Annotated in this window: 10 protein-coding genes; 3 read left to right on the forward strand and 7 right to left on the reverse strand. The window is 68.8% G+C overall.

Annotated elements, in window-relative coordinates:
* From DMC18_RS21425 to DMC18_RS21440, 4 genes are all read right to left on the reverse strand, one after another.
* On the reverse strand, positions 1-352 hold a 352-nt coding region (locus tag DMC18_RS21425), incomplete at its 3' end, for a hypothetical protein (protein ID WP_199232604.1).
* Positions 349-879 (reverse strand): sigma-70 family RNA polymerase sigma factor, encoded by a 531-nt coding sequence (locus DMC18_RS21430; protein WP_233245175.1) that lies wholly within the window; start codon positions 877-879, stop codon positions 349-351. The genes DMC18_RS21425 and DMC18_RS21430, both read right to left, overlap by 4 nt.
* 89 nt (positions 880-968) lie before the next feature.
* Entirely contained in the window at positions 969-1,379 is a 411-nt protein-coding gene (locus DMC18_RS21435) for a DUF2177 family protein (protein ID WP_110118507.1), read from the reverse strand.
* Positions 1,380-1,394: 15 nt separating this feature from the next.
* Positions 1,395-2,495 carry a cyclopropane-fatty-acyl-phospholipid synthase family protein gene (locus DMC18_RS21440; protein WP_110118506.1) on the reverse strand — a complete coding sequence of 367 codons (1,101 nt, stop codon included), beginning with the start codon at positions 2,493-2,495 and terminating at the stop codon, positions 1,395-1,397.
* Positions 2,496-2,636: 141 nt separating this feature from the next.
* On the opposite strand from DMC18_RS21440, the gene DMC18_RS21445 reads away from it, so the two are divergent.
* Positions 2,637-3,977, forward strand: a complete 1,341-nt coding sequence (locus DMC18_RS21445; protein WP_110118505.1) for an NAD(P)/FAD-dependent oxidoreductase — start codon at positions 2,637-2,639, stop codon at positions 3,975-3,977.
* Positions 3,974-4,798 carry a DUF1365 domain-containing protein gene (locus tag DMC18_RS21450; protein WP_110118504.1) on the forward strand — a complete coding sequence of 275 codons (825 nt, stop codon included), beginning with the start codon at positions 3,974-3,976 and terminating at the stop codon, positions 4,796-4,798. The genes DMC18_RS21445 and DMC18_RS21450 overlap by 4 nt, the downstream gene beginning before the upstream one ends.
* On the opposite strand, the gene DMC18_RS21455 is transcribed toward DMC18_RS21450, so the two are convergent.
* The 3 genes from DMC18_RS21455 to trmFO form a co-directional block, all read right to left on the reverse strand.
* A complete protein-coding gene (locus DMC18_RS21455; protein ID WP_110118503.1) occupies positions 4,792-8,199 on the reverse strand; it encodes a TonB-dependent receptor in 3,408 nt (1,135 codons plus the stop codon). The two genes, DMC18_RS21450 and DMC18_RS21455, sit on opposite strands and share 7 nt — an antisense overlap.
* 364 nt (positions 8,200-8,563) lie before the next feature.
* The gene (locus tag DMC18_RS21460) at positions 8,564-9,268 is read right to left on the reverse strand and encodes a hypothetical protein (protein ID WP_199228342.1); all 705 of its coding nucleotides are present in this window, start codon (positions 9,266-9,268) and stop codon (positions 8,564-8,566) included.
* A 125-nt stretch (positions 9,269-9,393) separates the two neighbouring features.
* Complete coding sequence (gene trmFO, locus DMC18_RS21465; RefSeq protein ID WP_370443992.1) at positions 9,394-10,845, reverse strand: methylenetetrahydrofolate--tRNA-(uracil(54)-C(5))-methyltransferase (FADH(2)-oxidizing) TrmFO; 1,452 nt, start codon at positions 10,843-10,845, stop codon at positions 9,394-9,396.
* Between the two features lie 88 nt (positions 10,846-10,933).
* Between trmFO and DMC18_RS21470 the strand changes: the two genes are divergently transcribed.
* The coding region (locus DMC18_RS21470; RefSeq protein WP_146218161.1) for a hypothetical protein at positions 10,934-11,802 on the forward strand (869 nt) is incomplete at its 3' end.

Raw genomic sequence — 11,802 nt, forward strand, 5'->3', positions numbered from 1 at the left:
CGGCCGGGCGCGGCAGCACGGCGATGACGACGCTGGCGGCCGCCAGGGCCAGGGCGCCGGCGGCCACGCCGCGCCACAGGTTCACGCTGTTCCAGGCCGAGGGCTTCAGCGGCTCGACGATCAGGTTCTGGATGCGCGGCCACAGGCCTTCTGACGGCGTCGCGGAAGGAACATCGGCGGCCAGCAGCGTCAGGCGCTCCTCCCACCAGGCGACGGACCGGGCGAAGGCCGGTTCGGCCACGATGCGGCGCTCGGCCTCGGCGCGTTCGGCGGTGTCCAGCACGCCCAGCACGTACTCGCCGGCCAGGGGGCGCTCTTCACCTTCCGGCGGGATGTCGGTCGCGTCGGTCATGCTTCTAGACAGGCCCGCAGGCTGATCAGGCTGCGCCGGATCCAGCTTTTCATCGTGCCCAGCGGCACGCCTACCGCCTGGGCCAGGGCGTCATAGGTCAGGCCCTCGAAGAAGGCCTTGCGCACGGCGCCGGAATGCTTGGGATCGAGCTGGTCCAGGCACCCGTCGAGGCGCAGGCGGTCCTCGTCGGCCTCGACCCGGGCCGAGGCCAGCGGTGCGGCGTCGGGCAGGGCCTCGGCTTCCTCGACGCCGGTCATCACCCGGGTCCCCCGGGCGCGCAGCTTGTCGATGGCGCGGTTGCGGGCCAGGCTGACCAGCCAGGTGATGGGGCTGGCCTTCTCCGGATCGAACCGGTCGGCCTTGTTCCACACCGTCAGATACACGTCCTGCAGCACGTCCTCGGACTCCTCGCGATCATTCAAGATACGGAGGACGACGCCCAGCAGTTTCGCCGAGGTGTGCCGATAGACGTATTTGAGGGCGTCGTGGTCGCGGTTGGCGACGCGCGCGAGGGCTCGCGAAAGCAAGGCGCGGCTTGAGTCTGCGTCCAACCGAGGGCCCCCTGGCGCCTGAATCTGCGACGGACGGTCGCACGGGGCCGCGAGGCTGGCAACGGCTAGCGTCCGCCAAGCCGACTGGCGACGAAATAGCCCGCCGAGGCCGCGATCGTGGTGACGAAGGTCCCCCAGGCCATGTCGGCCAGGGTGATCACGGTCGACCAGGTCTTCAGCGTCGCCTGGTTGGTCAGGTCGTAGGTGGCGTAGGCGGCCAGGCCGAACAGCGCCGCGCTGGTCAGCAGCCGCGACCAGCCGCCGCCTGGCCGCAGGGCCGGGATGATCGCCAGGCCCAGAACGGCGGCGATGTAGATCAGGTAGAAGGCGAGCGCGGCGACGAGGTTGGGCTTGTCGGCCATCAGGGCGCCGATGTGCGGGCGGTAGAGGCGTTCGGCCGTCTGGGTCAGCCAGACGGCGTCCATGGCCAGAAAGACGACGGCGGTCGCCAGGTAGCCGGCGGCGTAGCGGAGCATGGGTGTTTCCTCAGGTCAGGCGACGGGTCGCAGGCGATAGTGGCTGACGCCCCAGTCGCGGCCGCCGCGGTGGCCGAACAGGCCGGCCGTGGCCAGGAAGAACAGCCGCCAGCGCCGCCGCCAGACGGCGGCGCGGTCGCCATAGACCTCGACCAGGATCGGATCGATCGTCGCGCGGGCGGCGTCGAACCGCTCCAGCCATTGCCGCGCGGTGCGGGCGTAGTGCTCGCCGCTCCAGCGCCAGTCCATGGCCACCTCGAACAGGTCGGGGAACTGCCTCGCCAGGTCGTGGCTGGGCATGATCCCGCCGCTGAAGAAATAGCGGGCGATCCAGTCGTCCGGGTCGTCGGTCTCGAAGCGATAGGGCGTCGCGACGTGGGTGAAGACGTGCAGGAACAGCAGGCCGTCGGGTTCGAGCCAGGTCCGCACCCGGGTCAGCAGCGCCCGCCAGTTGCTCATGTGCTCGAACATCTCGACCGAGACGACGCGGTCGAACCGCCGCCCGGCCTCGAAGGCGTTCATGTCGGCGGTGACGACGGTGAGGTTCGACAGGCCTCGGGCGGCGGCGCGGCCGTCGATGAAGGCCTTCTGCGAGGCCGAGTTCGACACCGCCGTGATCGTCGAGTTGGGAAAGCGCTCGGCCATCCACAGCGACAGCGATCCCCAGCCGCAGCCCAGCTCCAGCACCGACTGGCCGTCGCGCAGGTCGGCGTGAAGCTCGGTCTCGCGCAGGGCGGCGACTTCGCCCTCGGCCAGCTCGCGCGCGCCGGGCGGGTAGAAGCCGCTGGAATATTTCAGGTGCGGGCCCAGCACCGCCTCGAAGAAGGCGGCCGGCAGTTCGTAGTGCTGGGCGTTGGCGTCTTCGACATGGGTGGCGATCGGGCGCTCGCCCATGGCCTCGGCGAAGCGCTGGCCGGCGTCGGGCGGGGCGTCCTCGAGCGAGCGCCGGGCGCCGGCCACCAGCCGCTCGATCGCCAGCTTCGCGACGAAATCGGGAACCGGGGCGTCCTGGGCCAGGCGCACCAGGGCCGAGACCAGGCCGCCGCCGGCCCGCCCGCGCTCTGCTTCGGCGCCAGGCGCGGCCAGGACGGGCTCGCTCGTCGTCGCGTCGGTCATGGGATCTCCGTCCGATCGGCCGCCGCCGGCGACCTTCGGTCGGAGCTACGGCGGCGATCGATGTTCGGATGCATGCGTCCGGGATCGCCCTTGCTCCGTAGCTGCAAGCAGAGCCTTGCCAGGAGCCCCCCAGGAGCACCGATGTCCAGTTCGCCCTCTCGCCAGCACATCGCCGTCGTCGGCTCCGGAATCTCGGGCCTGTCGGCGGCCTGGCTGCTGTCGAAGCGCCACGAGGTGACGCTGTACGAGGCCGACGAGCGGCTGGGCGGCCACGCCAACACCGTGCGGGTGGGCGAGGCGGCGGTCGACACCGGCTTCATCGTCTACAACGAGCCTAACTATCCCAACCTGACGGCCCTGTTCGCGCACCTCGGCGTCGAGACGGTCGACAGCGACATGTCGTTCGGGGTGTCGCTCGATGACGGGGCGCTGGAATATTCCTCCAGCAACCTGCTGGCCCAGAAGCGCAATCTGGTGAACCCGCGCTTCCTGCGCATGCTGCTCGACGTCATGCGCTTCTACCGGGCCGGGGCGCGCGACGCCCGGGCCCTGCGCGACGACGGCTTCTGCCGGCTGGTGGACTATCTCGACGCCCAAGGGTTCGGGCGGGCGTTCCAGGAAGACCACCTGCTGCCGCAGGCCGCCGCGATCTGGTCCACCTCGCTGGCCGACATCCGCGAGTTTCCGGCCGGCGCCTTCCTGCGGTTCTTCGACAATCACGGTCTGATGCTGCCGATCGACAAGCGGCCGATCTGGCGCACGGTGGCCGGCGGCAGCGCCCGCTACGTCGCCGCCATCGCGGCCGACACCGACGGCGAGATCCTGCTGTCGCGGCCGGTGCGGCGGATCGATCGCCAGCCCGACCACGTGACCATCGAGGATGGCGCGGGCGAGGTCCGCCGTTTCGACCAGGTGGTGATCGCCGCCCACGCCGACCAGGCCCTGGCCATGCTGGCCAGGCCGACCTCGGAGGAGGCGGCCCTGCTGGGCGCCTTCCGCTACAGCCGCAACCGCGCGGTGCTGCACCGCGACCGCGCCCTGATGCCGCGTCGCGCGAAGGCCTGGGCCAGCTGGAACCATGTCGGGCGTCGCAGAGCGGAGGGGCGGGACGGGGAGGGCGCCGGCGGCGTCACCTACTGGATGAACCGCCTCCAGCCGCTGCCGGGCCAGGATCCCTTCTTCCTGTCGCTCAATCCCGACCGCGCGCCGGGCCAGGTGCTGCACGACCAGGTCTACGAGCATCCGCTGTTCGACGGCGCGGCCATGGCGGCGCAGGCGAGCCTGTGGTCGCTGCAGGGCGCGCGGCGCACCTGGTTCGCGGGGGCCTATTTCGGCTCGGGCTTCCACGAGGACGGCCTTCAAGCCGGTTTGGCCGTGGCCGAGCAGCTGGGCGGGGGGCGCCGGCCCTGGACCGTCGCCGATCCCTCCGGCCGCATCGTCCTGGGCAAGGCGGCGCCGGCGCAGCCGGAGCTGGCCGCATGACCCTGCGCTCGGCCCTCTATTCCGGCCTCGTCGTCCACGACCGCGCCCGGCCGCGCCGCCACCGGCTGAGCTATCGGATCTTCATGCTGCTGCTCGATCTCGACGAGCTCGACGCGGCCGGGGAGCGCCTGCGGCTCTTCTCGCACAACGCCCTCAACCTGCTCAGCTATCACGACCGCGACCACGCCGAGCGTCGGCGCGCGCCAGTCAAGCCGCAGATCGAGGCGCTGCTGGCGCGGCACGGCCTGCACCATCCCGGCGGCCGCATCGCGGCGCTGTGCATGCCCCGCGTGCTGGGCCACGGCTTCAACCCGCTGACGGTCTATTTCCATCACGACGCCGACGAGCGGCTGGCGGCGGTGGTCTATGCGGTCAGCAACACCTTCGGCGAGCGCAGCGACTACGTGCTGCCGGCGACCGCCCGCGAGGACGGGGTGGTGGTGCAGGGCTGCGACAAGACCTTCTACGTCTCGCCCTTCATGCCTATGGACCTGCGCTATGCCTTCACCCTGGCCCCGCCGCGCGAGGCGGTGCGGGTGGGCATCGACGTCCATGACGACGAGGGCCGGGTGCTGGCGGCCAGCTTTACCGGCCGGCGCGAGCCGCTGAGCGACCGGGCGCTGCTTCGGGCCATGCTGGGCCATCCCTGGCAGGTGGTCGGGGTGCTGGCGGCCATCCACTGGGAGGCGCTGCGGATCCTGCTCAAGGGCTTCGGCTTCTTCCCCAATCCGGGCGGGACCGGCGCGGACAAGAAAAAGGCGGCGCGGAAGGGTTCCGCGCCGCCAGGATTTCGAGGCGTTCAGACGCCAGAACGTCAGTAGACGAGACGGACGCCCGCGAAGATCGACCGGCCGGTGGCCGCATAGCGGGTCACGACGGGGTCGTTCTCGTAGCCCCAGCGCTCTTCCTTCTGGTTGGTCAGGTTCAGGGCCTCAAGCGAGAAGGTGACGGCCTTGTTCAGCTTGTAGGTGGCCGAACCGTCGAGGTTGAAGGTCTTCTTGCTGCCCAGGAAGTCGTTGACCAGCGGGGAGTCGCAGAAGCCCGGCTCGCAGGTGCCCGCGGCGATCGGATAGGTCGTGCGGTAGCCCTTGCGGTAGGACGACGACAGGCGGGCCGAGAACTTGTCGACCTCGTAGTAGACCGTGAAGTTGAAGGCGTCCGGCGAGGCGCCCGTAAACGGACCCTTGCCGGTGATCGCCGCCGCGCCCGTGCGGCTGTTGGCCGGGGTCACGATGTACTCCAGCTCCGACTCCAGGTGCGTGGCGTTGAACTGCACGCCCAGGTGCTTGAAATACCAGGGCAGGAAGGTCAGGTCCTGCTGGTAGTTGAACTCGATGCCGCGGATGTAGCCGCCCGGCGCGTTGCCGTACTGGCGGATGTCGAAGGTGTTGTCGGCGTCGATATAGGCGATGGCGTTGACGTTGGTCTGGGCGGCCCGCAGGGCGGCGATCCCGTCGGCGTCCAGGATCGAGCTCAGCGCCGCGTTGCTGATCAGGGTCTGCGGGAAGTTGTTGATCTGCTTGTCGAAGATCGCGACCGAGACCAGGGCGCCGGTGGTGAAGTACCACTCGAAGCTCAGGTCGTAGTTGACCGCGCGGAACGGGTCGAGCTTGGGATTGCCGACCGTCAGCGAGGCGCCGCTCGTCGCGCCGACCCCGGTCGGAACGCTGATGGCGGTGACGCTGGGCGCCAGGTTGGCGAGCATCGGACGGGCCATGACCTTGGCCGCGCCGAAGCGGACGATCATGTTGTCGGCCACCTCGTAGGCGGCGTTCAGCGAGGGCAGGACGTCGTGATACTTGTTCTCGCCGGCGATCGGCCGCGAGGTGTTGGTCAGGCCCGACGACTCCACCTCGGTGAGAGCGTAGCGGGTGCCGACATTGCCGCGCAGGGTCCGTCCGAACACCTCGGTGTTGTAGTCGAACTGGACGTAGGCGCCGGTGTCCTTCTCATCGACCGAATAGCGGTTGGCGGCGCTGGCCAGGTAGGACAGGCGCCAGTCGCCCCACTTGTTGATGCAGTTGCAGTCGAACTGGAACAGGTTGACCATCTTCTGCAGGTCGGGGACCAGGAAGGCGGTGGTGGTGCCGGCCGGGACGTCCAGGCCCGTACCCCAGTTCACGACCTTGCTGACGTCGGCGACGGTGACGCCGGCTTCCTTCAGGCTGGGGTTCAGGGTCTCGCCGGTCATGCGGCGATATTCGGCGGTCGAGAAGCCGTATTCGCGCCGGCTGATGCCGAACTTCACGTCGAGATTGTCGTCGACCGAATATTTGAAGTCGAAGCGCAGGGTCTCGTAGTCGTTGTTGGTCAGGCGCTGGAAGTGGCGCAGGGCCGAGTAGCCCTTCACGAAATCCCAGGCCGAGGCCTTGGTGGCGTCGAAGCCGAGGTTCAGCAGCGGCATGTCGCCGCCGCCGCGGGCGTCGTAGACGAGGTAGTCGTCGCCGGCCACGCCCTGGCCCGAGTCCAGGCGGATGAAGTCGGCCAGCAGGCCCTGCGTCTTGTTCTTCGACGACGACTTGCCCCAGACGGCGGTCATCGTGAAGTTGTCGCTGAACTCGTGGTCCAGCTTCAGCGAGGACTGGCGGAAATAGGTGGTGAAGAAGGCCGCGTCGGCCGCCGAGCGCAGGTCGACGTTGCCCAGCTTCAGATAGTCGGCGTTGGCGCCGGTGGGCGACAGGGCCGCGTCGATCAGGCGGACGCTGGGACGGCCGATGAACTTGTCCACCATCGAGGCGCCGTACGAGCTGGCCACGTAACCCACCGAACTGGGGTTGTTGTAGTAGTCGTACGGATCGAGGTTGTAGGGGTTGTAGCTGTTGGTCGTGCCGGCGACCAGCGCGCCGCCGTTCAGGGCCTGGCCGCAGTCGATGGCGTCACGGATGTCCGTGGCGGTCTGGGCCGTGCACGAGTTGTAGAGCGAGCGCTTGATCGTCGACGAGGTCGACGAGGTCATGTTGTAGAAGGCGTTGTTGTTGCCGCCGTTGGTGTTGTTGCGGTTCAGGCCGACGGTCTGGACCTGGTAGTTGATCGAGGACTGCTCCAGCTCCGAATAGACCCAGTCGTACGAGATCGTCGTGCGGCTGGTCGGGCGCCATTGCAGGGCGCCGGTCAGGCCTATGCGCTCCTGTTCCAGGTCCTGCTGGTTCAGCGTGGCCAGGGCGGGAATGCGGGTCAGCGGGCCGGCGCCGGTGATCGTGCCGGTGCCGGTCAGGCTGGTGGCGTTGGTCGTCGCGCTGGAGGGGTTGTTGACCAGGTTGTAGGCGGTCGAGTTCGAGCCCACCAGCATCGAGCAGATCGCCGAGTTGGTGATGTTGACGCCCGGGATCACGCCGCCGTTGCAGGCGGTGCCGGTCGGGGCGGCGAAGCCCTGGCGGCGGGGCGAGGTGGCGGTCGAGTTGGTCGCCAGGAAGGTCGCCTGCCGGTAGGTGTATTCCGACTGGCCGGCCTGGCGCTGATAGCTGTCGATGATCTGGTTGCGCTTGTTGTAGGCGGCCGAGAACAGGGCGCCGAAGTCGCCCCAGTTGGTTTCCCAGCGATCCGAAATCAGGCCCGCGAAGCGTGGCGAATGGGTGCCGCCGTTGTTGTAGTAGGCGTCCTGCACCGACAGGGCCAGGCGGCGGTTCTTGAAGTTCAGGGGCTTGCCGGTCTCGAGGTCGACCGTGGCGCCGAGCGAGCCTTCGTCGGTCTCGGCCGAGGCGGTCTTCTGCACCTTCAGGGCGCTGAACAGCTCCGAGGCGAAGGTGTTGAAGTCGAAGCCGCGCGAGCGGTTGGCGGCGTCGCCGGCGATCGACGGACCGGCGGTCGACAGGGCTTCTAGGCCGTTCAGGCGGACGCGGGTGAAGTCGCTGCCCAGGCCGCGGACGGTGATGGTGCGGCCTTCGCCGTTCTCGCGGTCGATCGACACGCCCGGCAGGCGCTGCAGCGACTCGGCGAGGTTGGCGTCGGGGAAGTCGGCGATGTCCTCGGCGTTGATGGCGTCGACCATCACATTGGAGTTGCGCTTGACGCTGAGGGCGCTCTGCAGGGCGGCGCGATAGCCGGTGACGACCACTTCCTCGACCGCGTTCTCTTCGGTCTGGCCCGGAGCGGCGGCGGGGGCTGTGTCTTGAGCGAAGGCGGCGCCGGTGATCAGCAGGCTGCCGGCGATGGTCAGAGCGCCGAGCGACGCTCGGTCGCACAGCACGCGGGCGCGGCTCCGCCGCGAGGTGACTTGCAACATATTCCCTCCCAGTTCTTCCCGACGGACCCGGCTCATTGAGCGGCCTGACCCGTGATACGTTTCTTGTTGGTAGCGCTAACCGCTACCGGTGTCATTAAAATAGCTACCGGTGTCATTAAGGCGAAACATGGCGTCGGGATCAAATCGAAATCGATCCGCAAGCGTCGATAACGGCAAATATGCGGTCGGGCGTAGCTTCCGGGCAACAAACCGATGGTTTGCGAACCGAGGCGAAATGTCGCGCCAGGGCGGAAAAGGCGCCGCTTTCCGAGGTTCGCCGCCGGGGCGGCGCCAGCGTCCGAGGCGTGTATCAGGCGCCGGGCGGGGAGGGCCGCCCGGCGCCTGATACACGATCGGCGAGAAGTCAGCGGCCGATGCGGCCGGGCAGGCTGAGGTCGCCGGAAGCGACGTCGAAGATGTCGGAGATGCACAGCAAGGGCGCGTGCAGGTTGGCGTTGACCTTGAGGGCGGAGGTCACGCCGTCGAACTTCACCCCCTCGACCGCGCCGATCACGCCGGCCGGAACCGAGACCTCGACGGTGTCCGTGGCCAGGGTGGTCGGATAGCTCGGGCTGTCGATCAGCAGCGGCACGCCGGGCCAGGTGGCCGGCGCCTTGGGCTTGGTCCCGGCCGGGATGTCGCGGACCTTCAGCGCGCCCTTGCCGCAGGCCTCATCCGGAACCAGCACCACCCAGTGCGGATGCCAGACATGGCGGTTCACCCCGCCATAGGCCGCGTCGTCGAAGTCGGGGTGGAAGGTCACCGCCAGGGCCAGGATGCCCTGACCGCCCTCGAAGCCGACGCCGCCGCTGTCCAGCGAGGTCGGCCAGACGTAGCTCCAGACGGCGCTGCCGGCGAACTGGCCGGTCGCCTTGGGCTTGAGCTCGCCGGCCTTGCCGCGCACCTGCACCCGGAAGACCACGTCGGGACCGACGCTCTTCACCTCGGTGCGGACGATGTCGAACGGAGCCAGGATCGTCTCCCTGGCCGGAGAGGTCACGTCCTGGGCGAGGGCCGGAGCGGTCAGGAGGGCCGTGGTCGCGACGGCGGCGCTGATGAGGCGGAGCATGGGGCGGTCTCGCGAAAGACGCCGCGACGGTGCGCGGCCGGGACGCCAAGGTTCCACGGCCGCGCGTTTCCGCCTTGGACGGGGCGGACGCCGTTTTCTTCAAGTCGGGGGAGGCCGGCTTCGGCTCAGCCCGCCGTCAGCCAGGCCTCCAGGTCCTTCAGCGCCCGCAGGCTCATCAGCCGCTTCTTGGCGCGGCCGCGTTCCTTCAGCGGGATCTTCTTGCCGTCCTCGTCGACCTTGGGGGCCTCCAGCGGCGGCAGCAGGCCGTAGTTGATGTTCATCGGCTGGAACGAGCCCCCCCGGGAGCCTTCTTGCGAGCCTTCGAGATGCCCGCCGGTGATGTGCTCGACCAGCGCGCCCAGAGCCGTCGTCGCCGGCGGCGCCTCGAGCGATCCGCCCTTGCGCTCGGCGGCGGCGAAGCGGCCGGCCAGCAGGCCGATGGCGGCGCTCTCGACATAGCCCTCGACGCCGGTCACCTGGCCCGCGAAGCGCAGGCGCGGCTGGGCCTTCAGGCGCAGGCCCTTGTCGAGCAGCTTGGGCGAATTGATGAAGGTGTTGCGGTGCAGGCCGCCCAGGCGCGCGAACTGGGCGTTCTCCAGCCCCGGGATCATGCGGAAGGTCTCGGCCTGGACGCCGTGCTTCAGCTTGGTCTGGAAGCCGACCATGTTCCACAGCGTGCCCAGGGCATTGTCCTGGCGCAGCTGGACGATGGCGTAGGACTTCACGGTCGGGTCGCGCGGGTTGGTCAGGCCGACCGGCTTCATCGGTCCATGGCGCAGGGTTTCGCGACCGCGCTCGGCCATCACCTCGATCGGCAGGCAGCCGTCGAAATAGGGGACGTTCTCCCACTCCTTGAACTCGGCCTTGGGGCCTTCGAGCAGGGCGTCGATGAAGGCCTCGTACTGCTCCTTGTTCATGGGGCAGTTGATGTAGGCGGCCGCGTCGCCGCCGGGGCCTTCCTTGTCGTAGCGCGACTGGCGCCAGGCGACGTCCATGTTGACGGACTCGAGGTGGATGATCGGCGCGATGGCGTCGAAGAACGACAGCTGGCCCTCGCCCGACAGGTCGAGCACCGCCTGGGCCAGGGCCGGCGAGGTCAGCGGGCCGGTGGCGACGATGACGCTGTCCCAGGCTTCCGGCGGCAGGCCGGCGATCTCTTCGCGCACGATGGTGACCAGCGGATGGGCTTCCAGGCGGCGCGTGACTTCTTCGGAGAAGCCGTCGCGGTCGACCGCCAGGGCGCCGCCGGCCGGCACCTGGTGCTGGTCGGCCGCCGACATGATGATCGAGTCGCAGCGCCGCATCTCGGCGTGCAGCAAACCAACGGCGTTGAATTGCCAGTCGTCCGAGCGGAACGAGTTGGAGCACACCATCTCGGCCAGGCCATCGGTCTGGTGGGCGTCGGTGCGAATCTTTTTTGTTTGTCCTAGCGCTTCGCTGCTTGAGAACTCGCCGCTGGCGTCTTCGTCGCGGCGCATCTCGTGCAGGATGACGGGAACGCCGGCCTGGGCGATCTGCCAGGCGGCCTCGGAACCGGCGAGGCCGCCGCCGATCACGTGAATGGGGGAGGTGGTCATGGCCGCCCTCATACCTCCGCCCTCGCCAAGACGGAACCGCCGTGTAAGCTCCACCTCCGAGCGTGTGTTCCTATTTGGGGGATTTGGGGTGGCGAAGAGATTTTCCGCGACGACGGCGGCGGTGGCCGGTTGGAACCTGCTGGGGCGCGAACCGGCGTCCGTGGCGGTGTGGGGCGTGGTGCTGCTGGTGCTGATGATCGCGCCGCTGATCGGGCTTTATCTGCCGCTGATCGGCGACATCGCGCGCATGAGCGAACTGAACCAGAGCGCGGCGGCCCAGGACCCGGAAGCCTTCGCTCAGGTCATGGCCATGCAGATGCGCATGATGGCGGCCAATTTCGGAACCTTCGTCCTGCAGGTCCTGGCCCAGACCCTGGTGGCCGCCGCCATCTTCCGGGCCGTGCTGGAGCCGCAGGCCCGCCGCGGCTTCTATCTGCGCGTCGGGGCCAGCGAGGGCTGGATGCTGCTGCTGACGGTGATCTTCGTCATCGGCTGGTACATCGTCTACTTCGTCGCGGTGATCGCGGGCGTGCTCGTCGGCTTCCTGACCTATTTCGCGGCCGGCAAGGTCGCCGGCATCGCGATCGGGATCCTGACGGTGATCGCCGGGCTGGTCGCCATCGTCTGGGCGCTGCTGCGGCTGTCGATGGCTTGGCCGATGACCTTCGCCGGCCGACGCCTGGTGCTGTTCGAATCCTGGTCCCTGACCAAGGGCTCGTCGCTGCGCCTGCTGGGCATGGCGCTGCTGGCTACGCTGCTGGTCATGGCCCTGGAGATGGTCGTGGGCTTGATCCTGCTGATCGTCGTCGGCCTGTCGCTCGCCGGCTCGTGGTCGGAACTGTCCAAGATCGCCGGACCGGACGAGTTCCTGCACCGGTTCTGGCCGTGGCTGGTCGTGGCCGCGCCGATCCTGGGGCTCGTGCAGTCGGCGGTGCTGACCCTCTATGTCGCGCCGTG

Origin of the sequence: Caulobacter sp. D5 (assembly GCF_003185805.1) — a bacterium.
Lineage (GTDB): Bacteria > Pseudomonadota > Alphaproteobacteria > Caulobacterales > Caulobacteraceae > Caulobacter.

Excerpts from the sequence above, each read along its gene's own strand:
- DMC18_RS21435 (WP_110118507.1), bottom strand. The coding sequence starts at position 1,379 with ATGCTCCGCTACGCCGCCGGCTACCTGGCGACCGCCGTCGTCTTTCTG.
- DMC18_RS21440 (WP_110118506.1), bottom strand. The coding sequence starts at position 2,495 with ATGACCGACGCGACGACGAGCGAGCCCGTCCTGGCCGCGCCTGGCGCC.
- DMC18_RS21445 (WP_110118505.1), top strand. The coding sequence starts at position 2,637 with ATGTCCAGTTCGCCCTCTCGCCAGCACATCGCCGTCGTCGGCTCCGGA.
- DMC18_RS21450 (WP_110118504.1), top strand. The coding sequence starts at position 3,974 with ATGACCCTGCGCTCGGCCCTCTATTCCGGCCTCGTCGTCCACGACCGC.
- DMC18_RS21455 (WP_110118503.1), bottom strand. The coding sequence starts at position 8,199 with ATGTTGCAAGTCACCTCGCGGCGGAGCCGCGCCCGCGTGCTGTGCGAC.
- DMC18_RS21460 (WP_199228342.1), bottom strand. The coding sequence starts at position 9,268 with ATGCTCCGCCTCATCAGCGCCGCCGTCGCGACCACGGCCCTCCTGACC.
- trmFO (WP_370443992.1), bottom strand. The coding sequence starts at position 10,845 with ATGACCACCTCCCCCATTCACGTGATCGGCGGCGGCCTCGCCGGTTCC.